General features: G+C 69.9%; 17 protein-coding genes and 1 pseudogene. 7 read left to right on the forward strand and 11 right to left on the reverse strand.

All coding sequences use genetic code 11. The features are described from left to right. The first annotated feature begins 252 nt into the window (after nt 1-252). Nucleotides 253-1014, forward strand: coding sequence for a MerR family transcriptional regulator (locus tag ACIBH3_RS25935; RefSeq protein WP_396314480.1), 762 nt, complete (start codon nt 253-255; stop codon nt 1012-1014). 205 nt (nt 1015-1219) lie between these two features. Here ACIBH3_RS25935 and ACIBH3_RS25940 read toward each other — a convergent pair. Then, nucleotides 1220-1365, reverse strand: a pseudogene (locus ACIBH3_RS25940) (IS5/IS1182 family transposase); the annotation flags it as partial. Between the two features lie 282 nt (nt 1366-1647). Here ACIBH3_RS25940 and ACIBH3_RS25945 point away from each other — a divergent pair. Next, the gene (locus ACIBH3_RS25945) at nt 1648-2994 is read left to right on the forward strand and encodes an ALF repeat-containing protein (protein WP_396314481.1); all 1347 of its coding nucleotides are present in this window, start codon (nt 1648-1650) and stop codon (nt 2992-2994) included. 462 nt (nt 2995-3456) lie between these two features. Here the strand turns inward: ACIBH3_RS25945 and ACIBH3_RS25950 are convergent, their stop codons facing one another. Together ACIBH3_RS25950 and ACIBH3_RS25955 are read right to left on the reverse strand one after the other, a co-directional pair. Then, entirely contained in the window at nt 3457-3603 is a 147-nt protein-coding gene (locus ACIBH3_RS25950) for a DUF6368 family protein (RefSeq protein WP_396314482.1), read from the reverse strand. After that, entirely contained in the window at nt 3587-3868 is a 282-nt protein-coding gene (locus tag ACIBH3_RS25955) for a DUF6368 family protein (protein ID WP_396314483.1), read from the reverse strand. Before ACIBH3_RS25955 ends, ACIBH3_RS25950 begins: the two co-directional genes overlap by 17 nt. Before the next feature lie 719 nt (nt 3869-4587). Between ACIBH3_RS25955 and ACIBH3_RS25960 the strand changes: the two genes are divergently transcribed. Further along, entirely contained in the window at nt 4588-5340 is a 753-nt protein-coding gene (locus ACIBH3_RS25960; protein ID WP_396314484.1) for an IPT/TIG domain-containing protein, read from the forward strand. Nucleotides 5341-5402: 62 nt separating this feature from the next. Here the strand turns inward: ACIBH3_RS25960 and ACIBH3_RS25965 are convergent, their stop codons facing one another. The 3 genes from ACIBH3_RS25965 to ACIBH3_RS25975 are packed head-to-tail and all read right to left on the reverse strand — an operon-like array spanning nt 5403 to nt 8294. Further along, complete coding sequence (locus ACIBH3_RS25965; protein WP_396314485.1) at nt 5403-6395, reverse strand: IS481 family transposase; 993 nt, start codon at nt 6393-6395, stop codon at nt 5403-5405. A 49-nt stretch (nt 6396-6444) separates the two neighbouring features. Then, nucleotides 6445-7434, reverse strand: coding sequence for a DMT family transporter (locus ACIBH3_RS25970; RefSeq protein ID WP_396314486.1), 990 nt, complete (start codon nt 7432-7434; stop codon nt 6445-6447). Beyond that, a complete protein-coding gene (locus tag ACIBH3_RS25975) occupies nt 7431-8294 on the reverse strand; it encodes an NAD(P)-dependent oxidoreductase (protein ID WP_396314487.1) in 864 nt (287 codons plus the stop codon). Before ACIBH3_RS25975 ends, ACIBH3_RS25970 begins: the two co-directional genes overlap by 4 nt. 119 nt (nt 8295-8413) lie before the next feature. Between ACIBH3_RS25975 and ACIBH3_RS25980 the strand changes: the two genes are divergently transcribed. The 3 genes from ACIBH3_RS25980 to ACIBH3_RS25990 all read left to right on the forward strand — a co-directional run bounded on the left by ACIBH3_RS25980 (nt 8414) and on the right by ACIBH3_RS25990 (nt 9478). Beyond that, the gene (locus tag ACIBH3_RS25980; protein ID WP_396314488.1) at nt 8414-8968 is read left to right on the forward strand and encodes a CGNR zinc finger domain-containing protein; all 555 of its coding nucleotides are present in this window, start codon (nt 8414-8416) and stop codon (nt 8966-8968) included. 145 nt (nt 8969-9113) lie between these two features. Then, entirely contained in the window at nt 9114-9284 is a 171-nt protein-coding gene (locus tag ACIBH3_RS25985) for a hypothetical protein (RefSeq protein ID WP_396314489.1), read from the forward strand. A gap of 5 nt (nt 9285-9289) precedes the next feature. Continuing rightward, complete coding sequence (locus ACIBH3_RS25990) at nt 9290-9478, forward strand: hypothetical protein (RefSeq protein WP_396314490.1); 189 nt, start codon at nt 9290-9292, stop codon at nt 9476-9478. A 106-nt stretch (nt 9479-9584) separates the two neighbouring features. On the opposite strand, the gene ACIBH3_RS25995 is transcribed toward ACIBH3_RS25990, so the two are convergent. Both ACIBH3_RS25995 and ACIBH3_RS26000 read right to left on the reverse strand, forming a co-directional pair. After that, nucleotides 9585-10733 (reverse strand): hypothetical protein, encoded by a 1149-nt coding sequence (locus ACIBH3_RS25995; RefSeq protein WP_396314491.1) that lies wholly within the window; start codon nt 10731-10733, stop codon nt 9585-9587. A 9-nt stretch (nt 10734-10742) separates the two neighbouring features. Next, nucleotides 10743-11024 carry a hypothetical protein gene (locus tag ACIBH3_RS26000; RefSeq protein WP_396314492.1) on the reverse strand — a complete coding sequence of 94 codons (282 nt, stop codon included), beginning with the start codon at nt 11022-11024 and terminating at the stop codon, nt 10743-10745. A 230-nt stretch (nt 11025-11254) separates the two neighbouring features. On the opposite strand from ACIBH3_RS26000, the gene ACIBH3_RS26005 reads away from it, so the two are divergent. Next, nucleotides 11255-11758 (forward strand): hypothetical protein, encoded by a 504-nt coding sequence (locus ACIBH3_RS26005; protein ID WP_396314493.1) that lies wholly within the window; start codon nt 11255-11257, stop codon nt 11756-11758. Nucleotides 11759-11813: 55 nt separating this feature from the next. Here the strand turns inward: ACIBH3_RS26005 and ACIBH3_RS26010 are convergent, their stop codons facing one another. The 3 genes from ACIBH3_RS26010 to ACIBH3_RS26020 form a co-directional block, all read right to left on the reverse strand. Then, nucleotides 11814-12227, reverse strand: coding sequence for a transposase (locus ACIBH3_RS26010; protein WP_396314494.1), 414 nt, complete (start codon nt 12225-12227; stop codon nt 11814-11816). Nucleotides 12228-12229: 2 nt separating this feature from the next. After that, the gene (locus ACIBH3_RS26015) at nt 12230-12619 is read right to left on the reverse strand and encodes a hypothetical protein (protein ID WP_396314495.1); all 390 of its coding nucleotides are present in this window, start codon (nt 12617-12619) and stop codon (nt 12230-12232) included. A gap of 387 nt (nt 12620-13006) precedes the next feature. Beyond that, entirely contained in the window at nt 13007-13702 is a 696-nt protein-coding gene (locus tag ACIBH3_RS26020; RefSeq protein WP_396314496.1) for an alpha/beta hydrolase, read from the reverse strand. Between the last annotated feature and the right edge of the window lie 136 nt (nt 13703-13838).

The following is a 13838-nucleotide window of genomic DNA, read 5'->3' on the forward strand; positions in this document are numbered from 1 at the left end:
TGTTCACGAGAGAGGACGACGATTCGACACCGGTTCGGAGGCACCGGGGGCTCAGGACCGGATCGAAATGTTCACGGGTTTCGACAGCAGCTGGCTTCCGTATCGGTCTGCCTGCGGCGTCGCGGGTGTGCCCACGGGGCGAGGTCGGGTGGGTCTGGGCTCCGGGGTTGACGTTGTCGCTGCGGCAGCTTCTACCGTCCTGGACAGGGCCGGAGAGACCGGCCCGGTGACGTGGTCGTGAGGGAGGCGGCGATGGACTGGCCGATCGCGGAGGTCGCCCGGATGTCGGGCGTGACCGCCCGGACCCTGCGGCACTATGACGAGATCGGCATACTGCCGCCCGCCCGGATCGGCGCCAACGGCCACCGCTACTACGAGGAGCACCAGCTCCTGCTGCTGCAGCAGATCCTCGTCCTGCGGGCGCTGGGCCTGGGGCTGCCCGAGATCGGACGGATCCTGGCCGAGCAGGTCGACGAGGTGGAGGCCTTGCGCGGCCACCATCGACGGCTGCTCGCCGAACGGGACCGGCTCGATGCCCTGGCCGGCACCGTCTCCCGCACGATCGCCGAACTGGAGCAGTCCAGGAAGGACGGCACACCCATGACCGCCATCAACCGACCCGAGAACCTGTTCGAGGGCGTCCGGCCCTCCCAGTACGAGGAGAGCCTGCGCGACTTCCCCGAGCACGCCGAGGCGGTCGGCCGCAAGGTCGCCGCGATGACCCCGGAGGACGTCGAGGCCGGGCAGCGCGAGCGCACGGCACAGATGATCCGGCTCGCCGAGCTCCTGGCCGCCGGCCTCCCGGCCGACGCCGAACCCGTCCAGGCCGAGATCGACGCCCAGTACCGGGCCCTGACGGAACTGCGCGCGGTGTCCACCGAGGAGTACCGCGCCATCGGCCGCTCCTGCGTGGACAACGACGCCTGGCGCGCCGCGTACGAGGCGATCACGCCAGGGCTGGCCGCCTACCAGCGGGACGCCATCGAGGCCTACGCCACGACACGGCTCAGCTGACCCGCAACGGGGCCGCCGCGCGGGACAAGCTCCGGCGCGGCGGCCTACGTCGGGTCACCAGAGGGGACCGGAACATCGAGGCCCTCATGCCCTACTGGGCGTTTCGTCCCTGGTCTTGGTGGTCAGGTTCCGCGCCAGGTGGGGGTGGTTTCGCCGGTGAGGCGGCGGGTCATGAGGCTGACAGGATCGCGTCCAGCAGGTCGCGCAGGTCGCGCAGGTCGTGCCCGGGTGGACGGCCGAAGGGCGAGTGCTCGTGCGGTGCGTTCCTGTCGCCAGGGCGGTCAGGGTCGGTTCGATCAGGGCCCAGCGAGCGTGGGACAGGTCGCTCGGATACGGTCGACGATCCGTCATGATGGCGGCATACTGCGGGATCGTTGCTCTGCCCGGAGGCCGGGGCATTCGACCGACAGCCCGCTTTACCGGGCCGTCCGCCCCCGCGAACGAGTGGGTACTCGCGAACCTCTACACACCGCCCAGCGGATCATGGTTTCGGACCGGGCCGGGCTGGCATCGTAGTCCCGTGTGCGCAGGACAGGACGAAATAAGTTGGCATGTTGATGATATGAAACGATCTATGCTTGCCGGGTTCACGATCTCTCCCCGTGTTCTCCGCTCAAGAAGCAGGTTTGCTTGATGAAGTTGCCCAAGGTGTCCGCCGTTCTTGCCGCGGCTGCGCTCGCGCCCACCGTCCTGTTCCCGTCGATGGCGTCCGCTGCCGAGCGGCCGGCGCCCGCCGGGGTGTCCGGTCCGGACACGGCGTCCGACGCCATGGGGGACCACGACTCCCAGGAGGCGCTGGACCGTGCCGAGGTCCAGCGGATCCTGGCCGACAAGGAGTCGGGTCGCGGCGTTCGTGAGGCTGCCGAGAAGGCTCTCGCCGGTAGCGCGGCGGACCTGCGGCACTTCCTCACGGTCGAACTGGACAAGCAGCGCTGGGCCGACCGCCGAGTGAAGGTCGCCCAGTTCCTCAACTCCGGCGGTCCTGCCATCCGTAAGGCCGTCAGGGCCGCGCTCATGGGCACGGACGAGGACATCCTCAAGTTCCTGAAGGAGGGCCAGTACATAGCCCGCGCCGAGGACGAGGACCGTGCCGAGGTCCAGCGGATCCTGGCCGACAAGGACTCGGGGTACGCCGTTCGCGCCGCCGCGCAGAAGGTCGTCAACGGCACCGCCGCCGAGTTGCGGGTCTTCCTTGAGGTCGGCCTCGCGGACGCGCGTGTGACCGACAACCGGATCAGGGTCGCGCAGATCTTCGACGGCGCCGGGCGCGCTGTCCGGAAGGCCGCCGACGACGCCCTCAGGATCAACACCCCCGAGGCTCTCCTCAAGTTCCTGAACGAGGGCCAGCACAAGGCCCGCGCCGAGGACGACCGGGTCGAGATCCTGACCCTCCTTGCCGACAAGGAGATCGGCCCGAGCGTCTACGAGGGGGCCCAGAAGGCCCTGGACGGCAAGCCGGCCGACCTGCGTCGCTTCCTCGAGGTCGGTCTTGCGGACGCGCGTGAGATCGACAACCGGGTGAAGGCCGTACAGGTCATGGCGATCGGTGGTCCCGCCGTCAAGAAGGCCGCCGTCGCCGCGCTCAAGGGCACTGCCCAGGACGTTCTCGCCTTTCTGAAGGAGGGCCAGTACAAGGCCCGCGCCGAGGACGAGGCCAACGCGGCGGCCGCGGCCAAGCCCACCACGCCGGTCCAGCAGCCGGACCAGGCCCAGAACACCGGTACCGGGCAGAGCCAGTCCTCCGGCCAGACCGTCCAGCCTGTCAGTGCCGTGAGCACCAACACCAACACCAACCCGGCTCCGGCTGTGGCGCCCGCGCAGGTACCCGTCACCACGCCGGCGGCCCCGACCTCCGACCGGCTCGCCGCCACCGGCGCGGACGAGGGCCTCGGTTGGGAGGCCGGCGTCGCCGCCGCGGCCGTCGTCGCCGGTGCGGCCCTGGTGGCCGTCTCCCGCCGCCGTCACGCCGCCGAGAGCTGATCGCAGCCCACTCGCACTGGTGCCCCCGGCCGTCTCGCTCGGGGCACCTCGCGTTCGGGCCCGGCCGATCCCGCCAGGTGGCCGGGCGCCGGCTGTGAGGATGTTCCATCAGGCATGAGGGTCGAAGGCGCGGTCTCTGGGCAGGTGTGGAGATTCCGGGATCTCTCCGGCCATGTCAGGCCTTCGCGCAGAAGCTCACCCAACGCGAGGGCGAACGACGGCCGCAGCGGCTCGAAGCGGTACGGCACGACGACCTCCCCGGCCTGCACGCCCTCGCTGCCGGACTCGAACGCGACCTGGACGCCGTGATCGCCGGACTGACTCCGCCCTGGAGCTCTGGCACGGTCGAAGGGCACGTCAGTCGCGTCTAGGATGCTCAAGCGCCAGATGTACGGACGAGGGGGATTCGACCTCCTACGAAAGCGCGTCCTTCTCACGGACTGAACACGTTCTCACAGTCGACTATTTGAGAAGCCTGAACCCCGCTTGAGCCGCCCATGCGCGCAGGAGTTCCGCCCTGCCGAACACGGTCGGCAGCGGGCCATCCGTCATCGCGAGGACACCAGGAAGTCCGTCCACGACTGCAACCTGGTCATCCAGTATCAGCATTGGCAACGCCGCCGACCACGTCCATGACGGCGGCCGTCAGCAGGGCCGTGGCGAGGTGATCGATCGGTCTGTTGCACCCGGCGATGACGTCCACCGCGTGTGTCGGGCTGAAGCCGATGAGGGATTCCAGATCGGGGCCGTCCGCGTGCTCGGCCTCGAAGGTCTCCTCGTCCCCGATTCCGGGAGCAGCCAGCGCCTGCCCGCCGTCCCACCCCGCGTCGGCACCCGCCGGAAGCCGCACCGGCAGCCCCGCCGAGAACTGCACCCGCTCGATCGGCGCAAGGACGTCGATCCGCCAGACCGCCGCGCGGCAGTCGGTCAGCGGCCTCCAGACCTCGGGGTCGAGTTCGGGATCGTAAGGCGTGAGCAGCAGCTCGACACGGGCTGCGGGAGTGACCCACCGGGCGAGCGTGCGATCGCTCGGCAGCTCGAAGAGCTCATCGCGATGGCTAAGCCCACCAGCAATGAACTCGCACGTCCGAGGCTTGAAGCGGTCGCGCTACGGAATCGGTCGGCCTGCGCAGCGGCCGCCGAAGTGAGCCAGGCTGACCGGGACCGACATCCCCACGACAGCTCCGCCGGATCGTGGAACATCACGTCAGAGTGCGGCCCGCACTGTCTGCAACCGGCGACGGGTCGGCGGTGACGATCCGTTGCCACCGGATGTGCGACAGAGTCCGGCGGGATGTTTGCGACCGTCCGCTGGGCGGCGCGGGTCGCCTGGCGCGGTTGGACCGCATTCGGGGCCGAGCGCTCCTGGGCGCGGGGCACACGCCTCGGCGAGTGGTGCGACTCACGCGCCCCGCCAGATGGATGATTTCTGATCAGCGTGCTTGTCGTGGACGTCATCCGACTGGGCTACTGGTATGCAACCCGACCGGGCGGGCCGCCTATGGGAGGCCGTACGGCGCTTGGAGTAGCCGCTGGTCTGGCCGCTCGCGGCGGCGGCGCACCGGAGTGCAGCATCACGATGAGGAGAGTCCCATGCCTTTGTCTCCCAATCAGGGCTCCACGGGGGGTGGCACCTCCGTGACCATCACGAGCACCACCCCCAACGCCTTGAGCGCCATCAGCGAGGTGTTGTTCGGCTCGAATCCGGCCACCAGCGTCACGTACCACCCCGTTCCCGACAACGTCACTTGCACATCGCCGGCCGGTGCCGGCGTGGTCCAGGTCAGGGCGGTCCTCGCAAACGGGCAGACCAGCAGCGGCACGCCGTTCTACTACATCCCGGCCCCGGTCGCGTCCTCCCTGAGTCCAACGTACGGTCCCCTCGCGAGCGGCACCACGGTCACCATCACCGGCATCGCTCTGGACACCACCACCGGCGTCTCCTTCGGTGCCAACGCCGCGACCGTGACCTCGAAGACCGACGGCCAGCTCGCGCTCACCGCCCCGGCGGGTACCGCCGGCGCCGTATCGGTCAGCATCACGACCGCCGCCGGAACCTTCGACGGCTTGACCTACACGTACGTCGCGAACCCCGGCACGCTGACCCTGGCCCCCACGTCCGGCCCGATAGGAGGCGGCAGGTCGGTGACCATCACGGCCATCGGCGACGTGGCAACCACCTCCCAGGTCCTCTTCAGCACCACCTCGGTACCGTTCTCGGTCACCGGGACCCACACGCTGGCCGTCATCACGCCCGCCCACGCCCTCGGCACCGTCAACGTCTCCGTCACCACAGCGGGCGGCACCAGCACCGCCACAGGTGCATTCACCTACACACTCTTGTGAGGTACCCCTCTCATCGCACCGCAGGTGGCAATACACCGCACCGTTCCCGAACGTTGACGGCACTAGGTGTATGAGGCCATGACGCTGCTGCAGGCTCGCGTGGCCGGGGGCTGGTTTCCGACAGCGGTGTGTGGTCGATGGTAGTTGTAGTGGATGTTCCAGACCGAAAGGGCTTCAGTACGCTGGGCTTCTGAGGTCCACACGCGGGCGTAGAGGAACTCTTCCGAGAGGATCCGGTTGTACCTCTCGACCTTGCCGTTGTGGCGGGGCGTGTAGGGGGTGATCCGCTGGTGGCGGGTGCCCTGGAGCACGCGTGCGAAGTCGTGGGCGCGGTAGCGGGCGCCGTTGTCGGTCACGATCCGCTCGATCCTGGTGATCCCGTGGGCGGCGAAGAACGCCTTGGCCCGGTTGACGAACCCGATCGCTGTCCTGGCCTTCTCGTCGGGGAGGGCCTCGGTGTAGGCGAGGCGGGTGTGCCCGTCCACGGCCGAGTGCAGGTACACGTACCCGGCCTTGGCGCCCCTGGCCTTGGCCCGGTCCGCGGCCTTCGCCTGGTCGCTGCCGCGGCCGTGGGCGCGCCAGCCGCCGCCGTCGGGGATCCTGCCGACCTTCTTCACGTCCACGTGGGCCATGTGACCGGGCCTGCGGGCGTGGATCTTCCGCGGTTCGCGGTTCGTCTCGCCGATGGGGTCGATGAACTTCCGTCGGTTCAGCCCCAGCGCGGCGAGGTGGCGGGTGACCGTCCGGCGGGAGATGGGTATGCCGTCAGCGGCGAGCTCGAACGCGATCCGGGCCGCGGGCCACTTGCGCTCCCGCCGCAGCGCCTCGATCCTCGCGATCACCTCGCAAGGGGTCGCTGTCGGTTGGCGGTGCGGTGCGCTGGAGCGGTCGAGCAGGCCCAGTTCCCCGTACCGCCGGTACCGGTTGACCCATTTGGAAGCACACGCGCGCGAGATGCCCATCTCCGCGGCGACGTGTGCGATGGGGCGGGTCTTGCAGCGTTCGACGAGACGTCGGCGTCCTTCGACGGTCAGCGGGGCGTTGCGGTGGGACAAGAGGTGTTCCTTGCTTCCGGAGGCGGGATTGGCGGGAAGGGGTGGGGGCTCAGTGGTGCGCACGCCGGCGGAGGGCTATGAGTACGCCGGTGAGTGTGAGCGCGACGGGTATCAGGCTCATCGGCGTGGCGTGCCCGTGCGGGAGTGCCGCCTGGATCGCTCCGGCGGCGAGGACCTGTCCTGCGATGACAGAGAGTCCCAGGATCAGAACGCCGTGGATGCGGGCCAGCCAGGAGGTCAGAGCGACGAAGGCGGTGCCGAGCAGCCCGCCGGCGTAGAGGCCGGCATCGCCGGGCATCCCGTTCAGGCTGCCTGCAGCGAGCAGGCTGACGGCGAAGGCCACGATGAGTGTGGCCAGGCCGACCACCATGTTGTTCACGGTCGCGGCCCATGGGCCGGCAACTCGGGCGATGCGCCCGTTGAGTGCCTGCTGCACCGACAGGCCGGCCCCCGTGGCCAGCGGGATGGCGGCGGCCAGAACGGTTGCCCAGGCAACGCCTGCTGCGAGCTGCTCACTCGCGCCGATGCCCATGGCCGCGACAGCCAGGGCGGTTGCGATGACGCGCGAGCGGCCGACGGCCTGTCGTCCTGCCGGGCTGAGGCCGATGTGGTCGACGAACAGCGCACTGCATGCTTGTCCCGCGGTGACGGCGACGCTGAACAGTGCCACCCCGATCATCGGGGCTGTGAGGCCTTGGCTCGCGACGAAGCAGGCGCCCAGCACTGCGCCTGAGGCCTCCCAAGGCCGCAGCCGTCTCTCTCGAAAGACTGAGGTGATTCCCGCCACCTCGCGCCGGCGTGCGGGAATGAGCGAGCTGACGGCCAGCAGCGCCAGCAGGCTGACGCCGATGCTGATAGCTCCTGCGGCGATGCCGGCGCGGGGCCCCGTGCCGAGCTGGGCGGCGAGGCGCCCGTTGACCTCGGACTGGGCAGCAAGGAGCCCTCCGGCGAGCATCATCAGCGGCACGGACAGCACGCGGACCGCCCTGCCCGGCGCTGGGCGCCGCGCGGCGACGACGGTGCGAGCAGCGGTGTTCACCGCGGCTGCTGCTCGGCGATCACGGCCCAGTCGTCCGTTGCGCGGCCGTCGGCGATCGCCTGGTCGAACACGCCTGTGAGCAGTTCACCGAACGGCAGGGAGACCGCTTGACCGGCTGCTGCCTCCAGGGCGAGGTGGAGGTCCTTGCGCCCGAGTGCTGCGGTGAACCCGGCCGGCTGGTATCTCCGCTGCGCGATCATCGATCCATATCCGGAGTAGACGGGTCCGGGAAAAAGCGTCGAAGCCAGCAGTTCGACGAACTGACCCGGGTCGGCGCCAGCCGCGTCGGCGACGCTGACCGCCTCCCCGAGCGACTGGATCGCGCAGGCAATCAGGTAATTGCCCAGGACCTTGGCAGTGTTGGCCTGCTCGGGCCGCTCGCCCAGGCGCCAGGTGCGCGATCCAATCGCGTCGAAGAACGGCTGAACCCGGTCGATGAGCCCGGGCTCTCCCGCGGCGAGGATGTTCAGTGCACCGGCCTCCGCGACGCTGACCCGGCCGAACACCGGGGCGGCGACATAGCCGATCCCGTGCTCAGCGTGCGCCTCTGCGGCCCGGCGGCACAGCCCGACGCTCACCGTAGCCACGTTGACGTGGACCGCTCCAGGTCGAGCCTGGCCCAGGACCCCGGAGTCCAGGAAGGTCTCCGTGAAGGCGGTGTCGTCGGACAGGACCGAGAACACCACCGGGCACCGGAGGGCCTCCGCAACGGATGCGACGTGGAGGGCGCCGGCCTGCGCGAGTTCTTCCGCAGGCCCCTCTGATCGGTTCCACACCACAGTCTCATGGCCTGCCCGCACCAGATTGCGCGCGATCGCCCGCCCCATCCCGCCCAGACCAATGACCGCAACCTCGCCCATAGCACAACCTCCACAATACGAACCGTCTAAGACGGTTCACATTGTGGCGCGAGTCGACGCCTGTGTCGAACTGGCTAAGATGGTTCAGGTAGGTCCATGGTGATACCTGCGGAAGGGGGGTGACCGTGGAGGCCCGTCGACTGTTCCGACTGGACAACGAAGTGCTGGCGTTCCGCTTCACCGCCACGATGAGCGACCGGGCCGGCGCGGCGCCCCAGGAGCGGCTCTCCAACCCCGGCCGGCTTGAGCTCTGGTTGCATGCCGTGGGGCTCGGCGTGCCTGACGTCTCGCCCGCCGAGCTCCAGGATGCGCTAACCCTGAGAGAAGCGATCTACCGTGCGGGGCTGGCCGTCGCCGCCACCCAACGCCCCGATCCGGGTGACGCGGCGATCCTGAACGGGGCCGCGGCCGCAGGACAGCCAAGGCCCGGCCTTGAGAACGGGCTCGCAGTCTGGCACTTCGGCAAGGAAGCGCCGGTAGCGGACGCACTCGGAGTGCTTGCCGCCGACGCCATCCAAATACTCGGAGGCCCCGACCGCAGCCGGATCAAAGCCTGCGAAGGCCCCGGCTGCGCCGGCCTCTTCCTCGACACCAGTCGCGGCACAAACCGCCGCTGGTGCTCAATGAACACCTGCGGCAACAGGGTCAAGAAAGCCCGGCTCGCCGACAAATAGCGACTGCAGGGAACCGGCCCCCGTAGGTCTCCGATACCGGCTCGCGCTCATGTCAGAGGCGGGTCGCCAGCAGCGGACGCAGCCAGCACCCTGTCAACAACCTCATGACCCGCAACAACTAGGCTGTCCACGCGGCCTGCCGCACATGGTGTTCGAGGTCGCCGACCGGGCCGTCAACGAGGTCCTGGCCGGCCACGCCAGGTGCGTCGACATCACTCTCACACCGGACGGCGGCGTGTGTGTGCCGATGATGGGCGGGGCGTTCGCATCGACGAAGCAGGCGGCAGCGGCCTCCCTGGCCTCAAAGCCCTGCTGACCCACATGCAGACCGGGGCAGGGCCGGGCGGCCGCCACGACGTGACGCTCGGCTTCTGGGGGGTGGGGCCCTTCGTCGTCAATGCCCTGTCGAGCCGGATGACGGCCGAAGTGCGGCGCGGGCGAGTCCGCTGGTTCCAGGAGTATGCGCGCGGCGTGGCCGTCACCCCGCTCATCGAGCCGGACCTGACGTAAGGACGGCGCGCTGCCCCGATCTCCCGTGGGGAACGCCGCCCACGCGATGCGGGTGGGCCGGCGTGTTGTCAGTGACGCCGGCCCCCGTCAGCCATCGCCGACCAGGTCAGTGATGGGTGGCGTCCAGGTTCATGGTGGGCCGCTCCTCCGGCGGGAGCGGCTTGAGCTTCGCCTTCTCCACCGCGATCGCGCGGGCGGCGTGGAATGCCTCGACCGGATCGCCCTGGTCGGACCACACCGAGGCCCCGCACCAGCGGCCGAGCACGCGGAACTGCTCCACCGCCGCCTCGTACATGCCGGCCTCACCGAGGTAGTAGGCCAGCAGCTGCCGCAGGCCCGGAACCTTGCCGTTGTCGGCCGGCACCTGCGCCAGCGCGTCCGAAACGGCCCACAGACGCTGCCGCGCCTGGGCACCGGCGGGGAGTGGGGAGCGGCGCTCCTGAAGCTCGGTCAGGGCGTGGAGGTAGATGCCCGCGAGGGGACTGCCGGCCGGGGCGTCGTCCATGGCCCGCTCGGCGAACTCCATCATCTGCTTGTTGGAGCCGTACCACTTGGCGCACCGGTACTGCATGCCCTGCCAGTGACCCTCGTAGTGGTGCGGCGCGCGGGCGACCAGGCCGTCCCACAGCGGCTGGAAGCGGTCCGGCTTGTACTGCGCGCCGCGCGCCGCTGTCACCATGACCACCCACGGCGCCGGGTTGTCGGCCGCCAGCAGCGTGGCCCGCTTCGCCGCCTCGATCGCCGCCGGGAGGAGCGAACGGAACTCCGCCATCCGCTCCGCCGGCACCTCGCTGGCGTACCCCGCACCCCGCACCGCCCACGCGCGGTGCACCATCAGGTCCGCCTCCAGGGCGGCCGCGTTGCAGTCGCCCGGGTCGGCCTCGCGCCACTTCTTCAGCCACGCGTCGTCCTCGCGGGCGATCGCCCGCAGCAGCTCGAAGCGGTCCCAGTGCTCGTCCCAGTCCGCCTCGGCGGCCTTGATGTGCTCGGCGGCGGCCCGCCAGTCGCCGCCCCAGGCGGTGTTCGCCAGCGCCTGCGACTCCTTGCGTGCCCGCTCGCTCTGCGGCGGGCCCGACCGGCTCGGGTCCAGCGCCTCACGTGGCACCAGCCCGTACGCGGCGGCGTCGAACGACACCGGCGCCCGACGGCCGGCACCGGACTTCGCGGGCGAGGGGCTGCTGCCCGAACCGCTGCGCATGCTGCGCACCGCGGCGATGACCAGGAGGATGGCGAGTGGAGCGAGGAAGTGTGTCACGGGCGGAGATCATCCCGGCTCGAACGGCCGACGACAACCGTGTTTCCGGACCCGGTTCGAGCGGCCGTCGGTGCCGTCATTGCCGGGCCCCACAAAGCCGTTGACCTGCCGAGGAGTCCGAAACGGATCGTGAGCGCCTCGGGAAGCGGAATGAGATCGTTGCCCGAGGGGCTCGCTGATGGCCTCGTCGGCCAGGAGCGGGGCAGTCTCGCGCCGGATCTCGTCCGCCAGGCCGGTACGGCGCTGAATGGTGAGCAGGGGCTCGGGCGCGTCGAGTCGCAGATCTGTCACGCGGTCATGCTGGTAACGGCCCGCCGATCGTATAAGCGGCGCCGGATGCCCGGCCGGCCCGGGGCCGAAGGCCTCGCGCAGCACTGCCCGGTCGGCGCTCCCACGTCGTTCACCTGGATGGCATGCATGAGTCGCGCAGCCGTGCGATCCACGTGAGGCTGACATGGGAATCGGTTGAGTCACATGACGCGTGGTCAGTGAACCGCTCCCTTGGTCCGACAGGAGATATCGTGCGTCCCTTCAAGCATCTCGGTCTGAGCGCGGCCACCGGATTGGCTGCCCTCCTTGTCTGCTCTTCCCCGGCGTCGGCTGTCAGCGATACCGGCCCCGCGCCCGAGTCTGAGGCGAAGGAAGTTTTTCAGCTGATCGCGAGGCAGACCCAGATCAGTAACATCGATGTGGACGGGTCGTCCGGGCCCAGCCAAGGGGACGAAATCGTCGTCAGTGGGGATCTCCTCCTCGGCAGCGCCACGGTCGGCAACTACGGCGAGGTCTGCACATTGACCCGAACTGCCCCGCTTGACGAGTTCGATCTGCAGTGCGCGGGCTCCTTGTCCCTGATCCAGGGGCAGATCACCTTCCAAGGAAGGTTCACCGTCACCGCCGCCGGCCCGGGCGACGTCAGCCTCGCGATCACAGGAGGCACGGGGTTCTTCCGCACAGCCCGCGGTTACCTCTCCGCCGACAACGTCAGTGCCACCGATACGCAGCTCACCGTCCACCTCATCCACTGAAGGGGCACACAGGCATCTGAGCTTGGCTCTGTCGGGGATCTTGGTCACTGCGGCGTCAGCTGACGGCTCGCCGAGAACGCAGGCGCTGGATGCCTTGCTGGTCGACGTGGTCCTGGAAGGCAGTCGGTGGTCGTGCGGGTGTCCTCTCGCCCGGAGACTGCCGGCTGAGGCGTTCGATGTTGACGGCGAGGGCGGTGAGTACGTGCCGCACGTGTGCCTTGGCCTGCCCGCGGTGACGGCAGGGGCGCATGCCGTGGCCGTGGGCGAACTCGCAGATGGTGCCCTCGATGCCGGACCGCATTGCGTGGCGCCTGTGCCAGGCCGGTTCCTGCCGCTCGGCACGGTTGCGCATCTGTAGTTCGTGCAGCTCGCTCGGAGGGAAGCCCACGTTGCGGGCGGCGTCGCGGGAGATGGTGCACTTGGCCCGGACTGGGCGGGCCCGGCACTGGCTCTTGCTGAAGCGGGCCACGATCAGCGGGGCAGCGGTTGGCGGGGATGTCGGGTAGGGGCCGTATCAGCCCATGCTGAGTTGGCCCTGCGGCAGGTGACCTCCTGGCGGACGATTCGGTGCGCGGAAGGCGGCAGGGCGCCGTCATCGTCGCGCCGGCGCAGGCGGCCGGCGGTGTCCCGGTAGTAGTTCTGAACGAGGATCTGCCGCAGGGCCCGCATCTGGGGGCCGTCCAGCAGGCCAGGATGGTTCAGGGCCAGGTGTTCGAGCAGTCGGCGGGCTTCCGTCTCGGTGGTGTTGCTCCTGGTCTTGGGCCGGGTGGGGTTCTTGCCGAGGCGCACCGGCCGACCGTAGCGGCGGACGGCGAAATCCTCGTCGCTCCACAGGCAGTCGAGGCGGTCACGCACCCACATCGCCGTCGTTCCACCGGGTTGCTGGCCCGTGCCGTCCGCGCGGTCAACGCCGGGATCTCGGCACCCGGACGGGGACGTACCGACACCTCTCACTCCTTGCCAGTCTCACGGGCCTCGTTTACCCGCGAGGCTGACGCACCACGATGATCACAGGCAGCCGAACACCAACATCCCCGACAGAGTCAAGTTAGGTTCTGGTCCGGCAACAAGCCCGGAGAGCCCGTGGGGAGTGCAACACTGCGTTGCACTCCCCACGGGCCCTCTCCATGTGGGCATCGGCCCAGTTCAGGGGCGCAATGCGCTCCGGTTGTCAGTCAGCCCTGGTGCGCCGCTGGTGGGGTGGCGGTACTGGCCGGGTGGCGCTCCAGTCCAGGCCCGCGGCTGCCGTCACAGGCTCAGCAGCAGGTCCCGGACGGCGGCGGGCTGGGACAGGAACGGGTGGTGGCCTGCGTTGAGCTCGACGATGCTGCCGGCCCGGCGGGCGAACTCGTGCTGCAGCCGCGGCGGGGTGCCCCGGTCCTGAGCGCAGACGAGGTACGTCGAGGGCACCTGCTGCCATGCGGCCGCCCCGACCGGCTGCCCGGTCACCCGCACGCTCTGCCGGGCGAGGTGGTCCGCCGCCTGCGTATGGACCTCGGGGTCGCAGTCCTGCAGGAACGTGTCCACGAGCAGGTCGGGGCGGACCTCGAAGGTGCCGGCGTCGGGGTCGACGTCGAGGAAGGGGGCGGGGCTGCCGTCCCCGAACTCCGACAGGCTCTGCCCGGCCTCGGGCAGGTAGCTGGAGACCAGCAGCAGGTGGCGCACCGCCCCGATTCCCGCAGCCGCTTCCGCGGTGACGATACCGCCGTAGCTGTGGGCTACCACGACGGTCGGCTCGTCGCCGGCCTGCAGTACCTGCCGCACCGCGGCGACATCCTCCGGCAGCCCCGGACCGCCGACGCCGCCGGGCAGGCCCGCCTCGCCGCAGCTCGGTAGCGCCGGGGCCACGCTCGGCACCCCTCGTTCCTGCAGCAGTTCGGCGGTGCGGTGCCACCACCACGACCCGTCCCGCACACACGCCCCATGCACGAACACGACTCTCATCGCCACCTCCACGTCGGCCTCGACCTGCGGCCATCGACGACCCCGGCCGCCTACCACCTATGCTCGCCGAACCCGCGGCAGCCCCTCGGTGGTTCAAGATCATCCCATGGCGCCTGCCGCTGTTCCGGCCAGGTGG

It is taken from the genome of Kitasatospora sp. NPDC050543 (assembly GCF_044457565.1).
Classification (GTDB): Bacteria; Actinomycetota; Actinomycetes; order Streptomycetales; family Streptomycetaceae; genus Kitasatospora.

What these genes read in the sequence shown, in the direction of transcription:
- ACIBH3_RS25950 (WP_396314482.1), bottom strand. Translation starts at nt 3,603, where the DNA reads ATGCTGATACTGGATGACCAGGTTGCAGTCGTGGACGGACTTCCTGGT.
- ACIBH3_RS25975 (WP_396314487.1), bottom strand. Translation starts at nt 8,294, where the DNA reads ATGGGCGAGGTTGCGGTCATTGGTCTGGGCGGGATGGGGCGGGCGATC.
- ACIBH3_RS25945 (WP_396314481.1), top strand. Translation starts at nt 1,648, where the DNA reads ATGAAGTTGCCCAAGGTGTCCGCCGTTCTTGCCGCGGCTGCGCTCGCG.
- ACIBH3_RS25935 (WP_396314480.1), top strand. Translation starts at nt 253, where the DNA reads ATGGACTGGCCGATCGCGGAGGTCGCCCGGATGTCGGGCGTGACCGCC.
- ACIBH3_RS26015 (WP_396314495.1), bottom strand. Translation starts at nt 12,619, where the DNA reads ATGTGGGTGCGTGACCGCCTCGACTGCCTGTGGAGCGACGAGGATTTC.
- ACIBH3_RS25960 (WP_396314484.1), top strand. Translation starts at nt 4,588, where the DNA reads ATGCCTTTGTCTCCCAATCAGGGCTCCACGGGGGGTGGCACCTCCGTG.
- ACIBH3_RS26020 (WP_396314496.1), bottom strand. Translation starts at nt 13,702, where the DNA reads ATGAGAGTCGTGTTCGTGCATGGGGCGTGTGTGCGGGACGGGTCGTGG.
- ACIBH3_RS25990 (WP_396314490.1), top strand. Translation starts at nt 9,290, where the DNA reads ATGCAGACCGGGGCAGGGCCGGGCGGCCGCCACGACGTGACGCTCGGC.
- ACIBH3_RS25985 (WP_396314489.1), top strand. Translation starts at nt 9,114, where the DNA reads ATGGTGTTCGAGGTCGCCGACCGGGCCGTCAACGAGGTCCTGGCCGGC.